We start from the raw sequence: 20,844 nt of genomic DNA, 5'->3' as shown, positions 1-20,844 counted from the left end.
CGGAAACAGCATGATCACAGGCTTGATCACCTCTGTCCAGAATGCCCGTTACGGCGTCAATAAAGAGTGACGCGCGCCGGATTCAGCCGCGGATTGAACAACTGTGGCGCACCACACGTTTCTTGAAGGTATGAGGGAGTCCCTGATACCGGTTGTACCCATGTCCCACACCGCTCACATACGCAACCACCGGAAGCCCCGCCGCAACGCGTCGACGCTAGCGATGCGCGCCGGAGTTGCCGGTGGCGTTCTCAGCACCTTGGCCGTGGCCGGTGCGTCTGGTTCGGCGAACGCGGCCGAGCCCGTTACCCAGACCCTCGAACTGCCCACCCTGACGGCCGACCTGGCCACTCAGCTGGCGCAGTCCGCGGACGCCACTCAGCAGGCAGCTGCGAACTACGAGCTGCAGGCCGAGCGTGACGCGGCCGCCGCAAAGGCCGCGAAGCAGGCCAAGGCGGACCTCGCGGACGCCAAGAAGAAGGCCGAGGCCAAGAAGAAGGCCGAGGACGCACGGAAGGCCGCGGCCGAACAGGCCGCCTCCCGGTCGTCCACCCGGACCATCCTGTCCAGCTCGGCGAGCTCCTCGGGCTCCTCGAGTTCGACCGTCTCCGCCCCGGCCGGCGGCAGTGTCGCCACCGTCATCGGGTTCCTCAAGGCTCAGCTCGGCGACGCGTACGTGATGGGCGGTACGGGCCCCAACGCCTGGGACTGCTCCGGCCTCGTGCAGGCCGCGTTCCGGCAGGTCGGTGTCGACCTGCCGCGCGTCTCGCAGGACCAGTCGACGTCCGGTACGCCGGTCTCGCTGTCCAACATCCAGGCCGGCGACATCCTGTACTGGGGTTCGGCCGGTTCGGCGTACCACGTGGGTGTGTACATCGGTAACGGCCAGTACCTGGACGCGGCCAACCCCTCCAAGGGTGTGGTGATTCAGGACCTTTCGGGCTATCCGGCCACGGGCGCGGTGCGCGTTCTCTGAGCCGCGGGGCTTTGTGAGTCATACGGCGTGAAGGCCGCCACCCGATGGGTGGCGGCCTCGTCGCGCTGTCCCGCTCGTCGTGCTGTCCCGGGGGGCCGGGAGCGCCCCCGGAGGCCGCCCGGGTCCCCGGGCGGCCCCGTGATGGCGTCAGGCCTTCGGTGCCACCTTCGAGAGGCCGTTGATGATGCGGTCCATCGCGTCGCCGCCCGTCGGGTCCGTGAGGTTCGCGAGCATCTTGAGGGTGAACTTCATCAGGAGCGGGTGGGTCAGGCCGCGCTGGGCCGCGATCTTCATGACCTTCGGGTTGCCGATGAGCTTCACGAAGGCGCGGCCGAGCGTGTAGTAGCCGCCGTAGGTGTCCTTGAGGACACGGGGGTAGCGCTGGAGGGCCAGCTCTCGCTGGGTGGGCGTCGCGCGGGCGTGAGCCTGCACGATGACGTCCGCGGCGATCTGGCCGGACTCCATGGCGTAGGCGATGCCCTCGCCGTTGAAGGGGTTGACCAGGCCGCCGGCGTCGCCGACCAGCAGCAGACCCTTGGTGTAGTGCGGTTGGCGGTTGAAGGCCATGGGGAGGGCGGCACCGCGGATCGGGCCGGTCATGTTCTCCGGCGTGTAGCCCCAGTCCTCCGGCATGGACGCGCACCAGGCCTTCAGGACCTCGCGCCAGTCCAGCTCCTTGAAGGAGTCGGAGGTGTTGAGCACACCGAGGCCGACGTTCGAGGTGCCGTCGCCCATGCCGAAGATCCAGCCGTAGCCGGGCAGCAGACGGTCCTCGGCGCCCCGGCGGTCCCACAGCTCCAGCCAGGACTCCAGGTAGTCGTCCTCGTGGCGCGGGGACGTGAAGTACGTACGGACCGCGACACCCATCGGGCGGTCCTCGCGGCGGTGCAGGCCCATCGCCAGGGACAGGCGGGTGGAGTTGCCGTCGGCGGCGACGACCAGCGGCGCGTGGAAGGTGACCTCGCGCTTCTCGCCCGCGTCGCCCAGCTTCGCGTGCACGCCCGTGATGCGGCCGGTGCGGTCGTCGATGATGGGGGCGCCGACGTTGCAGCGCTCGTACAGCCGCGCGCCCGCCTTCTGCGCCTGCCGGGCCAGCTGCTCGTCGAAGTCGTCGCGCTTGCGGACGAGTCCGTAGTCCGGGTAGGAGGCGAGATCCGGCCAGTCCAGCTGGAGGCGGACGCCGCCGCCGATGATGCGCAGGCCCTTGTTGCGCAGCCAGCCGGCCTCTTCGGAGATGTCGATCCCCATGGAGACGAGCTGCTTGGTGGCGCGCGGGGTCAGGCCGTCACCGCAGACCTTCTCCCTCGGGAACGCGGTCTTCTCCAGGAGCAGGACGTCGAGTCCGGCCTTCGCCAGGTAGTACGCGGTCGTGGAACCGGCTGGTCCAGCCCCGACGACGATCACATCTGCGGTGTTTTCGGAGAGGGGTTGGGGCTCGGTCACGGCGGGGTCTCCCCAAGACTCGAAATCTGCGTGCTGACGGGCACTGGACATGGGCAGTCTATGCAGCGGTACTGATCACCTGGCTGAAGGGTTGCCCCGTGAACCGAGCTCTCCCTGACGTACGGCTGCGTGTCCCCACCGACGAGGACGCGTTCGCCTGGCACCGGATCTTCGCCGACCCCGAGGTCATGGAGTTCCACGGTGGGAAGGCGGCCGAACTGTCGGTGTACGAAGAGCTCACCGCACGGCAGCGCCGGCACGACGCCGAACTCGGTTTCTGTCTGTGGACGCTGGTCGACGCGGAGGGTGAGGTGCTGGGCTTCACCGGGGCGCAGCCGTGGCCGCGCGAGTGGGGGCCGAAGGGGAAGATCGAGATCGGGTGGCGGCTCGGCAGGGCGCACTGGGGCAAGGGGTACGTCACCGCCGCCGCGCTCACCACCCTGGAGCGGGTGCGCGCGGCGGGCGTCTCGGATGTCGTCGCCGTGGTCAGAGCGGGCAACGAGCGCTCCATCGCCGTGACCCGACGCGTCGGCATGGAGCTGGCCGAGGTCTTCACCCATCCCGCGACGTCCGAACCCGCGCACTGCTACCGCCTCGTCCTCTGACGGCTTCCGGAAGGCCGCCTCGCAGTTTCTGGCAGCCGTCCGAACGGTTTCTGGCAGTCACCCGACGGCTTCCGGAAGGGCCGGGCCCTGGCTTACCCTTCCGATACCGCTGGGGGTGACGTCCGTGCGCCAGACACCCAAGACACCCGAAGTGCGCGTGCCGCGGCTCATCGGCCTGATGGCCGTGGACGCACGCGAGACGGCCGACGCGCGAGGTGTGCTGCTCGTCGCGCCCGACCGGCCCGACTTCCATCTCACCGTCGTCGACTACGTCGTACGCCAATATCCGCCGCCCGGCTCCGAGGTGCCGCGCGGGGCCGTGGTCACCGTGTGGTTCGACCTCGGTGACGCGGACGGCGGCGCGGGGGTGCGGGAGCCGCGGCTGCCGGGTCCGCCGTCGGGCGGCATGCGCCGTGAGCTCGACGAGCCCGGGGACCCGTTCGAGGTGCTCAGGTGAGACAGCCGTGAGACAGCCGCTCTCCGGAACCGAGAGCGGCAGCCCGCCCGGAGGAGGCGTCAGGCGGCGCTCGCCCGGGGGACGCGTCAGGCGGCCTTGAAGCCTCGGTGCAGGGCCACCACGCCGCCCGTCAGGTTCCGCCAGGCCACCTTCGACCAGCCGGCCTTGCGCAGCTTCCCGGCGAGCTCGGGCTGGTTCGGCCAGGCGCGGATGGACTCGGCGAGATAGACGTAGGCGTCGGGGTTGGAGGACACCGCGCGGGCGACCGGCGGCAGCGCGCGCATCAGGTACTCGGTGTAGACCGTGCGGAACGGCGCCCAGGTGGGGTGCGAGAACTCGCAGATCACGACCCGGCCGCCGGGCTTGGTCACCCGGTACAGCTCGCTCAGCGCCGTGTCGGTCTCCTGGACGTTGCGCAGGCCGAAGGAGATCGTCACCGCGTCGAAGGTGTCGTCCTTGAAGGGCAGCTTCGTCGCGTCGCCCGCGGTCAGCGGCAGCCAGGGGTGGTTCTTCTTGCCGACCCGGAGCATGCCGAGGGAGAAGTCGCAGGGCACGACGTACGCGCCGGCGCGGGCGAAGGGCAGGGACGAGGTCGCCGTACCGGCCGCCAGGTCCAGGATCTTCTGCGCGGGGCGCGCGTCGACCGCCTTCGCGACCTCCCTGCGCCACACCCGGTCCTGGCCGAGCGACAGCACGTCGTTCGTCAGGTCGTACCGTTCCGCCACGTCGTCGAACATCGAGGCGACTTCGTGCGGCTGCTTGTCCAGGGATGCGCGGGTCACTCCCCCATTGTGGCAGCACGGACCGGGCGACTCTGCGGCGCCCGGCCCGTACGCCGGTCTCACGCGCCCCCTTCAGGGGAGCAGCTTCGGCTTCTTCTTGGCGGCCACGTCCTCGACCCAGCCGACCAGCGGGATGGCGACCCAGATCAGCACCCAGCCGATGCCGAACATGAACCACTGGCTCTCCAGCGGCAGCCACTTCTCGAAGGCGGGCACCTTCCAGAACTGGTCGATCAGCGGGACCGCGAGCACGAGGGCGATCTCGTGCCAGAGGTAGATCGTCACCGCCCGCCCGTTGAAGATCGTCACGGTCCGGTCGAGCCGCTTGAAGCGGGCGAGCCAGGCGAAGTCGACGTTGTAGTACGCCTTGAAGTACATCAGCAGCGTCACGAAGCCGGCCGACCAGAAGGTCTGCGCGACGGGGACCTCGTCCAGGTCGTACGTACCGAACTCCGCCTGGTGCGCGAAGGCGTACCAGCCGCCGTACGCCAGGAGGGCGAGCGACGCCAGGATCACCAGGGCGGGCTTCAGCCGCTGGAGGACGCCCTCGCGGTGCGCGAAGCCGACCAGCCAGCAGAACAGGAAGGTGGCGAAGTCCGTCAGGCCGCTGCCGAAGCGGTTGTACGGAGGCTCCCAGGCGTACTGGAAGACCAGGATCGGGGCGAGGGAGAGGAGCAGGACCGGGAGGGGGGCCTTGCGGAAGACCTTCAGGAGCAGCGGGGACATCAGGACGAACCAGAGGTACGTCCGCAGGTACCAGAGGATCTCCCAGGCCTGGATGCCCCACTGGTTGCCCGGCGGGTCGCCGACCGGCACGATCCAGAAGACGATCTGCCAGCCCGGCATCCAGTCGTGGATCAGCATCGCCACCACGACGAAGAAGCCCCAGAACCAGAAGGGCGGCAGCAGCCGTCGCATCCGGCTCTTGACCACCTTGAGCGCGGGGCGCTCCAGGGACTTGGCCATGAGCGAGCCGGCGAGCGCGAACATCACGCCCATCGACGGGAAGACCAGGCCTGCCCAGGCCCAGCCGAAGGTGTGGTACGCCACGACACGGACCAGCGCGACGGCGCGCAGCGCGTCGAAGTAACGGTCGCGTCCGCCGCCCTTCGGCTTGGGCCCGGCATCCGGTTCGGGTCCTGGTTCTGACACCGACCCCGGTGCCGGTGCCGGTGCCGATTCCGGTTCCGGTTCCGGTTCCGGTTCCGTCCGGGGCTCGGCCTGGACCGGGTCCATCTGGATGGTGTTCGAGGCCGCCGCTTGCGGTTCTTCGGCAACGTACTGCCAGGGCTGCTCGTACTGGACGGGCTGTTCGTACTGGACGGGCTGCGCGGGCGGCCCGTATCCCTGGTCGTACTGGGGGTATCCCTGTCCGTACGGCTGCGGCGGCACCTGCTGCCCGTACCCGTAGCCGTACCCCTGCTGCTCCTGTTGTTCCGAGCCCCAGCTCATGTCAGCTCACTCCTGCCGGGGTCCCGACCTCACCCGTGCGCTTGAGCTTCTGCCAGCGGAGGCGGCCGCCGGTCAGGGCGGTCACGGAGGAGTGGATCAGGACGAGGTACATCATCTGGCGGTATGCGAGCTGCTGCAGCGGCAGCATCGCGAGGTAGCGGTACTTCTCTCGGTCGAGGCGGAACGCGTAGGCGGCGCAGACGAGTTGGACGACCAGCACCGCCAGCCAGGCCAGCAGTGAGGCCCAGAAGTCCACGAAGATCATCGAGTAGACGGTGAACACGTCGATGAGCGGGGCGAGGACCGGCGTGATGATCTGGAAGATCACGACGAGCGGCATGCCGATGCGGCCGAAGCGGCCCGACGGGCCCTTGTCCGTCAGGGACTTGCGGTGCTTCCACAGCGCCTGCATGGTGCCGTACGACCAGCGGTAGCGCTGCGACCACAGCTGCTTCAGCGAGCTCGGCGCCTCCGTCCAGGCCCTGGCGTGCTCCTGGTAGACGACCCGCCAGCCCGCGCGGTGCATCGCGATGGTGATGTCGGTGTCCTCGGCGAGCGTGTCCTCGCTCATGCCACCGACCTCGAGGACCGCGTCGCGGCGGAACGCGCCGATCGCGCCCGGGATGGTGGGCATGCAGCGCAGCAGGTCGTACATGCGGCGGTCGAGGTTGAAGCCCATCACGTACTCGATGTGCTGCCAGGCGCCGATGATGGTGTTGCGGTTGCCGACCTTCGCGTTGCCCGCGACCGCGCCGATGCCCGGGTCCGCGAAGGGCTGGACGAGCTGGTGCACGGCGTCCGGCTCGAAGACGGTGTCGCCGTCCATCATCACGACGATGTCGTAACTGGCGTTGCGGACACCGTTGTTGAGGGCGGCCGGTTTGCCCGCGTTCTCCTGGCGGATGACCCGGACGTTGGGCAGGCCCAGCGACTCGGCGATCTCCTTGGTGCCGTCCGTGGAGCCGTCGTCGACGACGATGATCTCGATCGGATGGGTGCTCTGCGCCAGCGAGTGGAGCGTGTTGGCGATGCACTCCTTCTCGTTGTACGCGGGCACGATCACCGTCACCGGCCTGGTGACCGTCGGCCCCCAGCTGAACTTGCCGCCCTTGCCGCGTTTCTTGTTGCGCTGTCTGTAGTGGCGGCGGGCGAGGATCAGCATCATCCCGAAGCGGCCCATGACGGAGATGCCGACGACCAGCAGCAGCCAGGAGAGCAGCGGCAGGACCCATTCGGCGACCGCGACCGCGTAGATGAGGGCCTTGCCCTCGTAGAGGGTCGAGCCGGTGGCCTTCTGCTGGCCGGACTGCTCGATGTTCACCTTGCTGGAAGAGCTGTTGGAGGAGCCGTTGGAGGAGTTGTCGGTGGCGCCCGAACCGGGCGCGGGCTGCGTGCCGCCCGGCTGCTCGCCCGACGCGCCGCTACCGGCACCCGCACCCGTACCCGTGCCGGCACCCGCACCGGTCTGTCCGGCCCCGGCCTCGACGGCCTGCCCGGAACCGGCGGTGCCCGTGCGGCCGGCACCGTTCGGCGCCCCGTTCAGCTTCGCCATCGCGCCGCTGACGGTGGTGAAGGAGTACCCCTTCGCCTTCATCTTCTTGATGTACGTGTCGAGCGCCTTGACCGTCTCCGAGCGGTCGCCGCCCGCGTCGTGCATGAGGACGACGGCACCCTCGTCGTTCTTCGGCGTGGCCCACTGGACGATCTTCGAGACGCCCGGCTTCTTCCAGTCGTCGCTGTCGGTGTCGACGAAGACGCTGGTGTAGCCGAGGTTGCCGATCTCCTTGTAGACGGGCCAGCTGTAGTTGTCGACGGCGTTGATCTCCGAGGAGTACGGGGCCCGGAACAGCGTCGTCGTGATCCCCGCCGCACCCGCGAGCGCGAGCTGGGTCTGCTTCAGCTCGCGCTGGAGCCGGCCCGTGCCCTGGTAGGAGAGGTCGACGTGGGTGAAGGTGTGGATGCCGACCTCGTTGCCCTGGTCCACGAGATCCTTCACGACGCCGGGATAGCGGGAGACCATCGAGCCGACCATGAAGAAGGTGGCCTCGATGTCGTTGTCGTCGAGCACCTTGAGGATCTGGGGAGTCCAGGTCGGGGTCGGACCGTCGTCGAAGGTGAGCACGATGGTCTTCTTCGGAACGGACTGGGTCTTTGCCGTGCCACCCGTGAACGTCAGGAGCGGACCGCCGTCGAGGATCTTCTGCGGCACCTTGTCGTAGGCCGCGCCGTCGCGCACCCGCGCGTCGTTGCCGATCTCGGAACGCAGATAGCCGTCGAGCAGCATCACGCTGGTGAGCCCCAGCAGGAGCAGCAGGGCGAGGATCACACGCGGTTTCTGCAGCGCCGCGGCCTTGCCGGCCGCCCGCTCCATCTTGGTGGGGGCGCGCCGGCGGCCGCGTGAAGGCGTCGTCGAAGTCATGGAGGTGGGTCCGTTCCGGTCAGTTGGCGCCGGCGGAAGCGGACGCGGATGCGGCCGAGGAGGGGGCCGTGCCCGTGCGCAGGCCCGCCGGCGGGGTGCCGGTCGGCCTGCCGGTGGGGGCCACGCCGCCCTGCGGCCGAAGGTCGCCCCCGGGTGCGGAGCCGGCCTGGCCGCCGCTGAAGGGGAAGAGCGAGGACGGGGTCAGCGAGGTGCCCCAGCCCATGAAGGCCATTCCGAGGACGACCGCGTAACCGAAGCAGACGGCGCCGACGAGCATGCCGAACCTGCGCAGCAGACGTGCTCTGCGCCCGGAGTTGTCAACGAACACGGGACCGTCTTCGGATGCGTTGCCGCGTTTACGGCGGCGGCCGCGCCCTTGACTGTGGTTTTCGATGGCTGACTCGGATTGCATTCCCCGGATATTAGGGCTCCTTTATGTGGCCAATTCTCTGGTTCTCATGTGAGGCGCCCATGAAACTTGGCCCAAGCTGTCCATTCCCTGAGAGAATCCTTGAACATCAGCGCAGCTCAGGGTGGATGCATATTTACCTTGTGCACCGATTCGCGGCCCGGCTTGCCCGATTCGTGTACCGCTACTCATGGGTCACCCATGCGCTTGCTGTATTCGGGAATCACCCTCGGATGTGCCACCTTGGAACTCCCGAATCGCACTTTGTTTCGGTCCTGAGACAGAAATCACGAGAGCGGGTGCATACGCAATGAGGGGTTATCTGAGGCCGGCTGCCGGGCTCACCTGCCTGTTTGCTCTGGCGGTGGCGGGGTGCTCTTCCGGCGGTACGGGCACCACGAACGCGGCGCCCGCGCAGACCTCCCCGGCCCCGCGGACGAGCGCGGCGCCCTCGGAGGGCGCGTCCTCCTCCACCTCCTCCTCCAGCACCTCGTACGCGCCCTACGTGAGCGCCACGGAGGCTTCCGCGACGGACTCGACGGGGTCTCCGACCACGTACAACCTGGCCTTCGTGATCTCCGACGGCACCCACTGCACGGCCAAGTGGAACGGCACGGACGCCATCGACAAGGCCGCCGTGAAGTCGCGGATCTCGGCGCTGAAGGAGTCCGGCGCGAGTGTGCGCGTCTCGTTCGGCGGGGCGTCCGGCAAGGAGCTGGCGGAGGTCTGCGGCAGTGCGAGCGCGCTCGCGGCGGCGTACGGGGCGGCGCTCGACGCCGCCGGGTCCACCCAGGCCGACTTCGACATCGAGGGGGACGCGCTGACCGACTCCGCGTCGGTGGCGCTGCGGTCCAAGGCGATCGCGCTGCTCCAGAAGGAGCGCGATGACCTCAAGGTGTCCTTCACGCTGCCGGTCATGCCGTCCGGGCTGGATTCGGACGGTCTGGCGCTGCTGGAGTCCGCCAACGACAACTCCGTGACGGTCTCCACGGTCAACATCATGACGATGAATTACGGGAGTTCGTACTCCGGGGACATGGGCGACTACGCCGAGACCTCCGCCGAGGCGACCCACGATCAACTGCGGGATGTGTTCGGGCTGTCGAGTGCGGGGGCCTGGCAGGGGCTCGCGTTGACGTCGATGATCGGGGACAACGACGTGGCCAATGAGACGTTCAGTCTCTCGGACGCGGCGCAGGTCCGTGCGTTTGCCGAGTCGAAGAAGATCGCTTGGGTGTCGATGTGGTCGACGTTCCGGGATCAGCAGTGTTCGAGTGATGACGCTTCTTCGGACAACGCGGCCACCAATTGCAGTGGGGTTTCGCAGAGTTCGGGGGCGTTTGCTCAGGCGTTCGCCGGGTGACGGCGCGTATCCGACCTGCGGGCCGGTGGGGGCTGGTCGCGCAGTTCCCCGCGCCCTTGAAGGGGCGCTCCAGCGCACGCGGCTCCAGGACTCAGCGGCGTCTGTGTACCAGGCGGCCCGCGCACACCGTCGCGATGCATGCTCCGTCCGCATCGAAGACCGCGAGGTCGGCACGTCCCGTGTCGACGATCGCGGTCTCTCGCGTACGCGGAAGTACGGCGACCTCGTTGCGGGAGGCCGCCGCGCGGAGGTCGGGGGTGTCTGCGTACTCCACCAGTACCGCCGTGGCCCCCGACTTCAGCACCGCGTGCACACGTTCCCGTGGGGACGGCGCGTCGGGCAGTGGGCCCTCATGGACGAGCGCCGGCCCGAGGACCCCGGGCCAGCTGCGGACCCGCGCCCCCGGAAAGCGCTCCAGCAGCGCGTCCAGCGGGCCGGTGCCCGCCACCCGGTCGCCCTCCACGGCGACCGCGCCGTCCTTCAGCGGGTCCGCCTCCCAGCTGACGCGCAGCTCGTCGGCGGTGTGGATCGTCAGCACGGCGGGGCCAGGGCCTGTCCGGCGGAACATGCCGGAGACGCGGGGCGTGGCACGCCCATCTGCCGCGTTGTCCTGTGCTTATGAGACACCGTCGCTTCCCTCCGACCTGATCCGCCGGTCAGGCCCTAGTTGGAGGCGAGCAGCTTCAGCTCGGGATGCGCCGTGCCGCCCTCGATCGCGGTGGACGAGATGTGGGACATGACGCGCTCGTCGACCGGGTCGTTCGCCGGGTCGTCGTGGACGACGATGTGCTCGTACGTCGTGGTCCGCTGGGCGGGCACGCGGCCGGCCTTGCGGATCAGGTCGATGATCTCCATGCGATTGGAGCGGTGCTTGGCGCCGGCGGAGGAGACGACGTTCTCCTCCAGCATGATCGAGCCGAGGTCGTCCGCGCCGTAGTGCAGGGAGAGCTGGCCGACCTCCTTGCCGGTGGTGAGCCAGGAGCCCTGGATGTGGGCGATGTTGTCCATGAACAGCCGGGCGATCGCGATCATCCGCAGGTACTCGAAGAGCGTCGCCTGCGTGCGGCCCTTCAGGTGGTTGTTCTCGGGCTGGTAGGTGTACGGGATGAAGGCGCGGAAGCCGCCCGTGCGGTCCTGTACGTCACGGATCATCCGCAGGTGCTCGATGCGCTCGGCGTTGGTCTCGCCGGTGCCCATGAGCATGGTGGACGTCGACTCGACGCCCAGCCCGTGCGCGGTCTCCATGATCTCCAGCCAGCGCTCGCCGGACTCCTTGAGGGGGGCGATCGCCTTGCGGGGGCGGGCCGGGAGGAGTTCGGCGCCGGCGCCCGCGAAGGAGTCGAGGCCGGCGGTGTGGATCCGCTGGATGGCCTCCTCCACACTCACCTTGGAGATGCGGGCCATGTGCTCGACCTCGGACGCGCCGAGGGAGTGGATGACCAGCTGCGGGTAGGCGGCCTTGATCGCGGCGAAGTGCTTCTCGTAGTACTCGACGCCGTAGTCCGGGTGGTGTCCGCCCTGGAACATGATCTGCGTGCCGCCGAGTTCGACGGTCTCCGCGCAGCGGCGCAGGATGTCGTCGAGGTCGCGCGTCCAGCCCTTGGCGGTGTCCTTGGGGGCCGCGTAGAAGGCGCAGAACTTGCACGCCGTGACGCACACGTTCGTGTAGTTGATGTTGCGCTCGATGATGTACGTGGCGATGTGTTCGGCCCCCGCGTACCGGCGGCGGCGTACCGCGTCCGCGGCGGCGCCCAGGGCGTGCAGCGGGGCGTCGCGGTAGAGGACGAGCGCCTCTTCGGGAGTGATCCGCCCACCCGCGGCAGCACGCTCGAGGACGGCTGTGACATCAAAAGACGTGAGGTCGGCCTTCTCGGTCACCGGGAGCGTCCCTTTCGTAAGGGTTCTGGACGGACCCGGCCAGCCTACGCCAGCCCCTCCCGCGGCCCGACGTCAGGCCGCGTACGCCCCGATCAGCAGCCCGACGTACGCCCCCGCGATCAGGAACGGTCCGAAGGGGATGGACGTCTTGCGCCCCGCGCGTCGCATCAGTACCAGCCCCAGCCCGTACAGGCCGCCGAACAGGAACCCGGCGAAGGTACCGAGCACCACGGTCCCCCATCCGTACCAGCCGAGCACGGCCCCGATTCCCAGCGCGAGCTTCACATCGCCGAAGCCCATGCCGTTCGGGTTGACGAGGAAGAGGAGGAAGTACGCGCCGCCCAGCACGAGCGAACCGAACAGCGCGGCCGGCCACTGCCCCGCGTGCTCCGGTACGAGGGCCATCACGCCCAGCAGGACGAGCGCCAGGCCCGCGAGCGGGAGGGTCAGGATGTCCGGCAGGCGCTGCACCCGGAAGTCCACGACCGCGAGCAGCACGCCGAGCGGCGCGAGCAGCAGCCAGACGGCCAGTTCGGGGCGGGCGCCGGTGGCGAGGGCGAGACCGGCGCAGGCCCCCGCGGTGGCGAGGGCGACGAGCGGGGTGCGGGGGCCGTAGCGGTACGCCGTCGGGGCGTCGCCCGGCACCCGCCCCGCACCGCCCGGCACACGCCCCGCGTCTCCGGGCCCCGACCAGGACGTACGAAGGTCACGAAGGTCCTGGGCGCAGTCGGGGCAGCGGGCGAGGCCGAGCCAGCCGCCCGCGGCGCCGGTGAGGACGTGTCCGCCGGGGCACCGGGTCCGCCACGCCTCGTCCGGCTCCACCGCCAACCGGTAGACGGCCCGCGGCACCAGCAGTCCCGCCGCCGCGCCCCAGAGGGCGGCGAGGACGGTCAGCCACAGCGGCCGGACGGACCAGAGTTCGAGGTCCACGGCTACTCGGCCTTCGACATCCGCGCCACAGGATCGCCCGCGTCCGCGTTGTCCGTCTCGTACTTGAGGTCGCCCCCGGCGGGGGTCAGCCGCACCTCGTGGCTGCCGGTCGTGCACGTGCCGGGGTTGGACGACTTGGCGGTGCTCGTCGCGGTGAGCTGTTTGTCGGTGACCTTCTTCAGGACGAGTACGTCGTCACAGTTGCCGCCGATCAGGTCGGTCGACCGGAACGTGCCCAACTCCTTGCCCACGGCGGCCTGGTGGAGGGTGACCCGGAACGTGCCCGCGGGCAGCTTCCCGTTCAGCGCGTAGGCGTCGCCCGACCAGGTGCCGAGGTAGTGCGCGGGCACGGAGGCGAGCGTCGCGCCGGCCGGGCCGGGGACGCTCGGTGTCGCCGCCGGAGGGGTGGCCGCGGAATCGGAGCCGCTGGAAGCCGAGTTGTCGTCACCGCCGCCCGGGAGCAGGTGGAACATGAACACCGAGCCCACGGTCACCGCGGCCAGCGCTCCCGCGACGGCCAGCGCGAGCGTGCAACTCACCCTGCGGCCACGGCCGTTCGCACCGGGGGCCGAGGTCGCGGCCATGCTGACGGAGAGCTTGCCCGGGTGTTCCCGGTGGCCGGGGCCGGCCGCGGGCGTGCCCGGGTGGACGGTCGGCGCCGCGACCGCGTCCTGGACATCGCGCTGTCCCGGGACGTATGTCGGCATGGCGTACGGCGGCATGGTCGGCGGCGGACCGAACACCCCGTCGGGCGGCGGCGCCCCGGCCCCGGAGTCCGTGCCCACCGAAGGGCTGCTGAACCCCACCGGCCCGGACGGTGTCACCTCCGCCGCCTCCAGGTTCAGCAACTGCACCGCGCTGCGGCTGACCTGCTCCACCAGGGGCCCCGGCAGCCAGCCGCCGGTCACGAGCCGGGCCGCCCCCTCGGGGGCCAGGCGTCCGGCCACCTCACCCGGGGTCGGCCTGCCGGCCGGGTCCTTGGCGAGGCAGGCGGCCACGAGTTCCCGCAGCTCCCCCTCCAGGGAGCCGAGCCGGGGTTCCTCGTGCACCACCTTGTACAGGAGGGCGGCCGAGGAGTCGCCGGGGAACGGGGACTCGCCCGTCGCCGCATACACCAGCACCGCGCCCAGGGAGAAGACGTCCGCCGCGCCCGTGACCCCCTTGCCGAGGATCTGCTCGGGGGCCATGTAGCCGGGGGAGCCGACGGAGACGCCCGTCGAGGTGAGCGAGGCGGTGCCGTCGGTGGCCCGGGCGATGCCGAAGTCGATGAGGAGGGGGCCGTCGAGGGTGAGCAGGACGTTGGAGGGCTTGACGTCACGGTGGACGAGGCCCAGTGCGTGGACCGCCGTGAGCGCCTCGGCCAGGCCCGCGCCCAGCACCCGTACCGAATGCGCCGGAAGCGGACCGTCCGCGACCGCCGCGGCGAGCGAGGGACCGGCCGCGTAGCCGGTCGCGACCCACGGCACGGACGCCTCGGGGTCCGCGTCGAGGACCGGGGCCGTCCACGCGCCGCCCACCCGTCGCGCGGCCTCCACCTCGCGGCGGAAGCGGGCGCGGAACTCCTCGTCGAGCGCGAAGTGCGGGTGCACGATCTTGACCGCGACCGTCCGCCCGCCCGCGCTGCGACCCAGGTACACCCGCCCCATGCCGCCGGAGCCCAGCCGGCCGAGCAGCCGGTAGGGCCCCACGACCGTGGGCTCATCCACTCCGAGCGGCTGCATGGCGCTCCCACCTCCCCCGTACGCACGGACGCACTGCCCAGCAGGGTAGTTCCGTACGCCCCCGCGATCTCAGGGAGTCAGCAGTTCGACCTTCACGTCCGTCGGGAAGCCGGTGGTCGAGCCGACCCGCCGGGCGAACTCCCGTACGGCCGCCAGCTGCGGGCCGCCGAAGCGGAAGTCGAGCGTGGTGAAGTACTGCTCCAGGATCCGCTCGTCGAAGGCCTCCCAGCGGGCCGCCTGCTCGGCGACCTTGGAGACCTCGTCCAGCGAGAGGTCCCGGGAGGCGAGGAAGGCCTCGTGCACCTTGCGGGTGACGACGGGCTCGCGCTCCAGGTAGTCGCGGCGGGCCGCCCACACGGCGAAGACGAACGGCAGGCCCGTCCACTCCTTCCACAGCGTGCCGAGGTCGTGCACCTCCAGACCGAACTTCGGCCCGTCGAGGAGGTTGGCCCGCAGTGCCGCGTCGCCGATGAGGACGGCGGCGTCGGCCTCCTGCATCATCAGGCTGAGGTCGGGCGGGCACGTGTAGTAGGACGGCTGGACGCCCACGCTCTCGGCCAGCAGCAGCTGCGCAAGGCGAACGGACGTACGAGAGGTGGAGCCGAGGGCGACGCGGGCGCCGTCCAGCTGGTCCAGCGGGACCTGCGAGACGATCACGCAGGACATCACCGGACCGTCGCAGCCGACCGCGATGTCCGGGAAGGCGACCAGCTCGTCGGCGTGCTTGAGGAACTCGACGAGCGTGATGGGCCCGATGTCGAGGTCGCCCTGCACCAGCTTCTCGCTGAGCTTCTCCGGGGTGTCCTTGGTGAGCTCGAAGTCGAGGAGCGTGCCCGTTCTCGCGAGCCCCCAGTAGAGAGGCAGGCAGTTCAGGAACTGGATGTGGCCGACGCGCGGCCGGGTGCGGTAATTGTCCACATCGCGAGGCTAGACCCCATGGAGTACCGTGCAGTCTCCAGGGTCCCCGCGTGGTTTCCGAAACCCTTCCACCCTCTTGTGTCAACCCTTGCGACAGCGAGTCGACACCATCACGTCAACCCATCCGCCATGCGGGTCAAACATCCGGGTGACGTGATCTTGCCCCCTATTGCTTTCGGCTGCCTGCGTGCTAGGCTCGCCGCAAGTTGCAGTTTGGTTTCCCTTGCAGTACAGAGCCTGCGGAGCATGTGACCGCGGGCTCTCGTCGTTTTCAGACGAATGCAGTTGTTTACACAATCGCAGGTTCTGGAGCAGGGCAACCCTTTGGGCCCAAGGAGGGCTTATGGCTACCGGAACCGTGAAGTGGTTCAACGCCGAAAAGGGCTTTGGTTTCATCGCCCAGGAAGGCGGCGGCCCGGACGTCTTCGTCCACTACTCCGCGATCAACGCGAGCGGATTCCGCTCTCTCGAAGAGAACCAGTCGGTTTCCTTCGACGTCACGCAGGGTCCGAAGGGCCCGCAGGCGGAGAACGTCACCCCGATCTAAGTCTGCGGGCTTCATGAGCCCAATGCTTTGATCCGGAACGGATCGCAGTACCCAAGGAGCCCCGCGCCAGCCGGTCGCGGGGCTCCTGCCTTGCCCTCGGGGCCCTAGGACCTAGCGCACGTACAGCTCCTCGATCTCCTCGCTGAAGTCACGTTCGATCGCCGCCCGCTTCAGCTTCATGGTGGGGGTCACGTGGCCCGCCAGTTCCGTGAAGTCTCCCGGGAGGACGGCGAAGCGGCGGATGGACTCGGGGCGGGAGACGAGTTTGTTGGCCTCGTCGATCGCGCGCTGGAGGATGACGTTCAGCTCCGGGTCGTCCATGAGGAGCTCCGGCGGGACGGGGTGCTTGCCGATCATCTGGCGCCAGTGGGTGACGCCGTCCTGGTCCAGCGTGATGAGGGCGCTGACGTAGGGGCGGCGGTCGCCGAGGACGATGCACTGGGCGATCAGCGGATGCGAGCGGAGCCAGTTCTCCAGGGGCGCGGGTGCCACGCTCTTGCCGCCCGCGGTGATCAGGATCTCCTTCTTGCGGCCCGTGATGGTGAGGTAGCCCCCGTCGTCCAGTTCGCCGATGTCACCGGTCGCGAACCAGCCGTCCGGCGCCGCGTCGACGACACCGCCCGCGTTCGGGTCCCAGTAGCCGCGGAAGATCTGTTCGCCGCCCAGCAGGATCTCGCCGTCCCCGGCTATCCGTACCCGGGTGCCCGGCAGCGGCCAGCCCACCGTGCCCAGTCGGGGTTTGAGCGGGGGCGTGACGGTCGCGGCGGCGGTGGCCTCCGTCAGGCCGTACCCCTCGAAGATCTCGATGCCGGCACCCGCGTAGAACGCGGCGAGTCGGCGGCCCAGCGGGGAGCCGCCGCAGATCGCGTAGCGGACCTTGCCGCCCAGCGCGTTGCGGATACGGCGGTAGACCAGGGGGTCGTAGAGGGCGCGGGCGGCGCGCAGGGAGCGCGAGGGGCCCGGCCCGGTGCCGTGCTGCTTGGCCTCGACCGCCTCGCCGTAGCTGCACGCGATGCGCGCGGCGCGGTCGAAGGAGGACCCGCGGCCCATCTTCTCGGCCGTGGCCCGGCCGGTGTTGAACACCTTCTCCAGGACATAAGGGATGGCCAGCAGGAAGGTGGGCCGGAAGCTCGCCAGGTCCGCGAGCAGGTCCTCGGTATCCAGGCTCGGCGCATGGCCCAGGCGCACCCGGGCACGTAGACAGGCGACCGCGACCATCCGCCCGAAGACATGGGAGAGGGGGAGGAAGAGGAGCATCGACGCGGCGTCCGAGGTCGTCGCCTTGAAGATCGGGTAGAGCAGTTCGATCGCGTTGTCGATCTCGGCGAAGAAGTTGCCGTGGGTGAGTGCGCAGCCCTTGGGGCGGCCGGTGGTGCCCGAGGTGTAGATGAGAGTGGCGAGCGTGGCGGGGCCGAGCACCCCACGGCGCACGGCGACCTCCTGGTCCGGGATGTCCTGGCCCAGCTCGGCCAGCCGCTCCAGGTGTCCCTTCTCGAAGACCCACATGTGCCGCAGGTCGGGGATCCGGTCGCGTTCCGGGCCGAGCGCGGACGCCTGCGCCACCGTCTCCGTGGCGAGGGCGACCGCTCCCGAGTCCTGGAGGATCCAGCGGACCTGGAAGACGGAGGAGGTGGGGTAGATGGGGACGGTGACCAGGCCCGCCGCCCAGGCCGCGAAGTCCAGGAGCGTCCACTCGTACGTCGTCCGCGCCATGATCGCGATGCGGTCGCCGGGCGCCAGGCCCTCGGCGATCAGCCCCTTCGCCACCGCCAGTACCTGCGCGGCGAACTCGGTGGCGGTCACGTCCTCCCAGGCGCCGTCGGCGTTCTTCCTGCTGAGGACCGCCGCGTTCGGGGCCACGGCCGCGTTGTCGAACGGGATGTCCGCGAGCGAGCCATGGGTGACCTGACCGACGAGGGGCGGCATGGACACCTCGCGCACCACTCCGTCCAGCCGCTTGATCTCGGGCTCCACGAGAGAGGGCGGGGAGTCGTACGGGCTGGGCTGGGTGGACATGGAGTGGCTCCTTGGCTACCAGGACCCGGTCGGTATGAGGCGGGTTGGGGGCGCAACGCCTCATACGTGCCTGGGGCGTGGGGGGTTCATGCGAGTTTCAACAAGGCAGGGGTGACCGGGATCGTACGGGGTCGGGGTGTGGGGTTTGTGGGTGTTTGGGGCGGGCGGGGTGCGAGTTACTCCGGGTAAATGTTAAATCTCCAAGGGAAGTTCGGCCCATACCGTCTTGCCGACGGGGCGGTCCGCGATGCCCCAGACAGGGGCGAGCAGGGCCACGATGACCAGACCCCGCCCTCCCTCACCGTCCACCGCCCCCGCACCGAACCGCAGCTGCCGGTCACCCCGCGTGTCGCTCACCTCGATGCGCAGGGTGCCCTCCGGGAGGCGCAGCAGGCGGAGTTCGAAGTCGCGTCCGGGTACGCGGCCGTGGGTGACCGCGTTGGCGGCGAGTTCGGCCACGACGTGCTGTGCGGTGTCGTTCACGTCGCTGTCGTGCGGGTATCCCCACGCGGCGAGCTGGTGTGCGGTGAGGTGACGGGCCAGGCGGGCGCCGCGCGGGGTGGAGCTGAGGCGCTGGCTCAGTTCGCCGGTGGGGGTGGAGATTCGGGAGTTCACATCACCGAGCGTGGTCGGCTCGCCCTACGCTGACCAGGAGTGACCCGGCGACGCTGCGTAGCCGTACGGGTGCGGTGCGCGGGGTGTGCGGGTTGTCGGCCGTGGCGGTGAGCGTGTGAAGGCGGTGGCGTACGTGACGGAAGAGACCGACCGGAGGCCGGAGACACCGGCGGAGGCCGAGGGAACGACGGGTCTGTTCACCGCGCTCGGCAAGATGCTGAAGCTGCTGCGCGAGCGGGCGGGACTGACGCAGAAGGAGTTCGGGCAGGCGGTGGGGTACGGGCCCGACGCGATCTCCGCGATGGAGCGGGGGGTACGGGTGACTCGACCCGAGCTGCTGGAGAAGGCGGACGAACTCCTGGATGCCGGGGGGCTGTTGAAGCAGGCGATCCCCGAGGTCAGGGAGGCGATGAAGAAGGCGCGGACGCGTCATCCGGAGTGGTATCGGAGTTATGCGGGGCTGGAGGCGGAGGCCGTTTCGCTGTACGACTACAGCACGATGGGCGTGCTCGGGCTGTTACAGACGGAGTCGTACTCGCGGGCGGTGTTCACGCAACGGCACCCGCCTCTCGACGAGGCGACCATCGAGCGACGCGTGGCGGACCGCCTCTCGCGACAGCAGCTCTTCGAGCGCTGGCCTCCGCCGGAGTGCAGCTTCGTGCTGGAGCAGGCCGTACTGGAACGGCCCATTGGCGGGCCCGAAGTGCACGCTGAACAGTTGCAGCAGTTGCTGCGCATCGGGCGCCTGCGGAACGTGCAGCTTCAGGTGATGCCGACGGGACGCTACGAACACCCCTGCTTGGACAGTTCGTTCACCCTCCTGACCCCAAAAAGGAAAGACCAGGTGGCGTACATGGAGTCCCAGGGTTACCCGAGGCTGATCACCGACCGCGAAGAGGTCCGCGTCCTCGCCGCTCGCTATGGGATCATCCGGGCGCAGGCGCTCAACCCGTACGAGTCCCTGGACCTGATCGAGAAGATGCTGGAAGAGCGATGACCATAAAGCAGTTGAACTGGTTCAAGTCGAGCTACAGCAGCGGCGAAGGCGGCCAATGCCTCGAAGTCGCCTACACCTGGCGCAAATCGAGCTACAGCGACGGCGAGGGAGGTCAGTGCCTCGAAGTCGCTGTCACCCCCCACACCATCCACCTCCGCGACTCCAAGAACCCCACCGGCCCCCACCTCACCCTCTCCCCCACCACCTGGTCCGCCTTCCTCGCCGCCGGGCCCGGGATTGCCGGCCCCTGACGCGGGCGACGCGACCAACGCCGCGGAACTCGGCGAAGCCCTCTCCGTCGAGATCGGGCGTCGGGTCCCCCACGACGGGTACCACCTGATCGGCCTGGACCCCGTCAGCGGCACCATCTCCTTCCACGTCACCCGGCACGGCTACGGCATGAGCGCGCGGCGCGTGCTGAACGAGGAGTACTGGCGGACCGGTTCGACGCTGCCCTTCCCGGCCCTGTTCGGCGGGCCCACACCCGTCGCCGTACTCGGCACGGCCGGTGACGTGCCCCCGGTCGGCGTACGGCTGCACGAGGTCATGCGGGCCGAGGGGCTGGGCTGCGAGATGCGGATCGCGCTCACCGCGGGCGGCCTGGCGTGCGGCGGCATGCTGCTGCTGCGGGCCCGCGGCGGCAGGCCGTTCTCGGACACCGAGATCGCCCGCGCGGAGCGACTCGCCGCACCGCTCGCCGTCGCCCTGCGCCGCTTCGTGGCCGGACGGCCCCTGCGCCTGCTGCCGTACGAGGGGCCGCCCGGGGTGGTGGTCGTGGGCGGGGACGACACGGTCAAGGCGGCGAGTCCCGGCGTACAGGACTGGCTGTACGAGTGCCTGCCCGCACCCGGCGGCCGGTCGACGGTCCCCCAGTGCCCCCCGAAGCTGGACCTCGAGGCCCTGCGCAGCTCCGTCTGCAACATCACGGCCACCGCCCGCCGGGCACCCGACGGCACCGCGGTCACCCGGATGTTCACCGCGCGCGGCTGGGCGCTGCTGCACGCCCAGCCGCTGTGCTCGCCGGAGAGGGGCGAGATGGTGATCACCATTCAGACGGCGACGGCCGAGGCGCTGCTGCCGGCGGTGGCCGCCTGGTACGGGATCACCCCGCGGGAGCGGGAGGTGGTCCGGCACGCGCTCGAAGGCCTCGCGGCGAAGAACATCGCCCGCCGCCTGGAACTGTCGCAGCACACCGTCAACGACCACTTGGGAGCCGTCTACCGCAAGTTGGGCGTGAGCGGACGCGAGGAACTCTTCGCGTGCCTGCGGCACCCCGCACCCCCCTAGTTCTCGGGATACCTCCCCGCCTCGGCACC

General features: G+C 69.7%; 20 protein-coding genes. 8 read left to right on the top strand and 12 right to left on the bottom strand.

All coding sequences use genetic code 11. The features are described from left to right. Positions 1–130 precede the first annotated feature (130 nt). Positions 131–976 (top strand): C40 family peptidase, encoded by an 846-nt coding sequence (locus tag ACZ69M_RS16150; protein ID WP_470050352.1) that lies wholly within the window; start codon positions 131–133, stop codon positions 974–976. Positions 977–1,123: 147 nt separating this feature from the next. Here the strand turns inward: ACZ69M_RS16150 and ACZ69M_RS16145 are convergent, their stop codons facing one another. Beyond that, positions 1,124–2,419: a geranylgeranyl reductase family protein gene (locus ACZ69M_RS16145; RefSeq protein ID WP_352046342.1), complete on the bottom strand. Its 1,296-nt coding sequence runs from the start codon at positions 2,417–2,419 to the stop codon at positions 1,124–1,126. 98 nt (positions 2,420–2,517) lie between these two features. Between ACZ69M_RS16145 and ACZ69M_RS16140 the strand changes: the two genes are divergently transcribed. Beyond that, positions 2,518–3,024, top strand: a complete 507-nt coding sequence (locus ACZ69M_RS16140; protein WP_470050349.1) for a GNAT family N-acetyltransferase — start codon at positions 2,518–2,520, stop codon at positions 3,022–3,024. 124 nt (positions 3,025–3,148) lie between these two features. Further along, positions 3,149–3,481 (top strand): PASTA domain-containing protein, encoded by a 333-nt coding sequence (locus tag ACZ69M_RS16135; protein WP_470050348.1) that lies wholly within the window; start codon positions 3,149–3,151, stop codon positions 3,479–3,481. A gap of 86 nt (positions 3,482–3,567) precedes the next feature. Here ACZ69M_RS16135 and ACZ69M_RS16130 read toward each other — a convergent pair whose 3' ends face one another. The 4 genes from ACZ69M_RS16130 to ACZ69M_RS16115 all read right to left on the bottom strand — a co-directional run bounded on the left by ACZ69M_RS16130 (position 3,568) and on the right by ACZ69M_RS16115 (position 8,462). Then, complete coding sequence (locus ACZ69M_RS16130) at positions 3,568–4,263, bottom strand: demethylmenaquinone methyltransferase (protein ID WP_470050346.1); 696 nt, start codon at positions 4,261–4,263, stop codon at positions 3,568–3,570. A 72-nt stretch (positions 4,264–4,335) separates the two neighbouring features. Continuing rightward, complete coding sequence (locus ACZ69M_RS16125) at positions 4,336–5,715, bottom strand: acyltransferase family protein (protein WP_470050344.1); 1,380 nt, start codon at positions 5,713–5,715, stop codon at positions 4,336–4,338. Between the two features lies 1 nt (position 5,716). Continuing rightward, positions 5,717–8,134, bottom strand: a complete 2,418-nt coding sequence (locus ACZ69M_RS16120; RefSeq protein ID WP_470050342.1) for a bifunctional polysaccharide deacetylase/glycosyltransferase family 2 protein — start codon at positions 8,132–8,134, stop codon at positions 5,717–5,719. A gap of 19 nt (positions 8,135–8,153) precedes the next feature. Next, positions 8,154–8,462: a hypothetical protein gene (locus ACZ69M_RS16115; RefSeq protein ID WP_470050340.1), complete on the bottom strand. Its 309-nt coding sequence runs from the start codon at positions 8,460–8,462 to the stop codon at positions 8,154–8,156. 391 nt (positions 8,463–8,853) lie between these two features. Between ACZ69M_RS16115 and ACZ69M_RS16110 the strand changes: the two genes are divergently transcribed. Then, complete coding sequence (locus tag ACZ69M_RS16110; protein WP_470050338.1) at positions 8,854–9,906, top strand: chitinase; 1,053 nt, start codon at positions 8,854–8,856, stop codon at positions 9,904–9,906. Between the two features lie 91 nt (positions 9,907–9,997). On the opposite strand, the gene ACZ69M_RS16105 is transcribed toward ACZ69M_RS16110, so the two are convergent. From ACZ69M_RS16105 to ACZ69M_RS16085, 5 genes are all read right to left on the bottom strand, one after another. Next, complete coding sequence (locus ACZ69M_RS16105; RefSeq protein WP_470050945.1) at positions 9,998–10,444, bottom strand: imidazolonepropionase-like domain-containing protein; 447 nt, start codon at positions 10,442–10,444, stop codon at positions 9,998–10,000. A gap of 125 nt (positions 10,445–10,569) precedes the next feature. After that, positions 10,570–11,784 (bottom strand): cyclic dehypoxanthinyl futalosine synthase, encoded by a 1,215-nt coding sequence (mqnC, locus tag ACZ69M_RS16100; RefSeq protein ID WP_470050336.1) that lies wholly within the window; start codon positions 11,782–11,784, stop codon positions 10,570–10,572. A 72-nt stretch (positions 11,785–11,856) separates the two neighbouring features. Next, on the bottom strand, positions 11,857–12,714 hold the full coding sequence (locus ACZ69M_RS16095; RefSeq protein ID WP_470050334.1) for a prepilin peptidase: 858 nt from the start codon (positions 12,712–12,714) through the stop codon (positions 11,857–11,859). 2 nt (positions 12,715–12,716) lie between these two features. Beyond that, positions 12,717–14,435 (bottom strand): serine/threonine-protein kinase, encoded by a 1,719-nt coding sequence (locus ACZ69M_RS16090; protein ID WP_470050332.1) that lies wholly within the window; start codon positions 14,433–14,435, stop codon positions 12,717–12,719. A gap of 69 nt (positions 14,436–14,504) precedes the next feature. Next, the gene (locus ACZ69M_RS16085) at positions 14,505–15,353 is read right to left on the bottom strand and encodes a menaquinone biosynthetic enzyme MqnA/MqnD family protein (RefSeq protein ID WP_352046331.1); all 849 of its coding nucleotides are present in this window, start codon (positions 15,351–15,353) and stop codon (positions 14,505–14,507) included. 343 nt (positions 15,354–15,696) lie between these two features. On the opposite strand from ACZ69M_RS16085, the gene ACZ69M_RS16080 reads away from it, so the two are divergent. Then, positions 15,697–15,900: a cold-shock protein gene (locus tag ACZ69M_RS16080; protein WP_028805073.1), complete on the top strand. Its 204-nt coding sequence runs from the start codon at positions 15,697–15,699 to the stop codon at positions 15,898–15,900. 111 nt (positions 15,901–16,011) lie between these two features. On the opposite strand, the gene ACZ69M_RS16075 is transcribed toward ACZ69M_RS16080, so the two are convergent. Next, entirely contained in the window at positions 16,012–17,916 is a 1,905-nt protein-coding gene (locus ACZ69M_RS16075) for an AMP-dependent synthetase/ligase (protein ID WP_470050330.1), read from the bottom strand. Positions 17,917–18,108: 192 nt separating this feature from the next. Continuing rightward, complete coding sequence (locus ACZ69M_RS16070; protein WP_470050328.1) at positions 18,109–18,531, bottom strand: ATP-binding protein; 423 nt, start codon at positions 18,529–18,531, stop codon at positions 18,109–18,111. A 133-nt stretch (positions 18,532–18,664) separates the two neighbouring features. Here ACZ69M_RS16070 and ACZ69M_RS16065 point away from each other — a divergent pair, with 133 nt between their 5' ends. The 3 genes from ACZ69M_RS16065 to ACZ69M_RS16055 are packed head-to-tail and all read left to right on the top strand — an operon-like array spanning position 18,665 to position 20,815. Next, positions 18,665–19,528: a helix-turn-helix domain-containing protein gene (locus tag ACZ69M_RS16065; protein WP_470050326.1), complete on the top strand. Its 864-nt coding sequence runs from the start codon at positions 18,665–18,667 to the stop codon at positions 19,526–19,528. Beyond that, entirely contained in the window at positions 19,525–19,779 is a 255-nt protein-coding gene (locus ACZ69M_RS16060) for a DUF397 domain-containing protein (protein ID WP_470050324.1), read from the top strand. Before ACZ69M_RS16065 ends, ACZ69M_RS16060 begins: the two co-directional genes overlap by 4 nt. Continuing rightward, positions 19,766–20,815: a helix-turn-helix transcriptional regulator gene (locus tag ACZ69M_RS16055; protein ID WP_470050322.1), complete on the top strand. Its 1,050-nt coding sequence runs from the start codon at positions 19,766–19,768 to the stop codon at positions 20,813–20,815. Before ACZ69M_RS16060 ends, ACZ69M_RS16055 begins: the two co-directional genes overlap by 14 nt. Positions 20,816–20,844 lie beyond the last annotated feature (29 nt).

It is taken from the genome of Streptomyces sp. NPDC107454 (assembly GCF_055582885.1).
Note: the sequence above shows the minus strand (reverse complement) of the source record. Positions and strands in the feature narration are given on the sequence as shown.

What these genes read in the sequence shown, in the direction of transcription:
- ACZ69M_RS16150 (WP_470050352.1), top strand. Translation starts at nt 131, where the DNA reads ATGAGGGAGTCCCTGATACCGGTTGTACCCATGTCCCACACCGCTCAC.
- ACZ69M_RS16125 (WP_470050344.1), bottom strand. Translation starts at nt 5,715, where the DNA reads ATGAGCTGGGGCTCGGAACAACAGGAGCAGCAGGGGTACGGCTACGGG.
- ACZ69M_RS16120 (WP_470050342.1), bottom strand. Translation starts at nt 8,134, where the DNA reads ATGACTTCGACGACGCCTTCACGCGGCCGCCGGCGCGCCCCCACCAAG.
- ACZ69M_RS16110 (WP_470050338.1), top strand. Translation starts at nt 8,854, where the DNA reads ATGAGGGGTTATCTGAGGCCGGCTGCCGGGCTCACCTGCCTGTTTGCT.
- ACZ69M_RS16090 (WP_470050332.1), bottom strand. Translation starts at nt 14,435, where the DNA reads ATGCAGCCGCTCGGAGTGGATGAGCCCACGGTCGTGGGGCCCTACCGG.
- ACZ69M_RS16080 (WP_028805073.1), top strand. Translation starts at nt 15,697, where the DNA reads ATGGCTACCGGAACCGTGAAGTGGTTCAACGCCGAAAAGGGCTTTGGT.
- ACZ69M_RS16075 (WP_470050330.1), bottom strand. Translation starts at nt 17,916, where the DNA reads ATGTCCACCCAGCCCAGCCCGTACGACTCCCCGCCCTCTCTCGTGGAG.
- ACZ69M_RS16060 (WP_470050324.1), top strand. Translation starts at nt 19,525, where the DNA reads ATGACCATAAAGCAGTTGAACTGGTTCAAGTCGAGCTACAGCAGCGGC.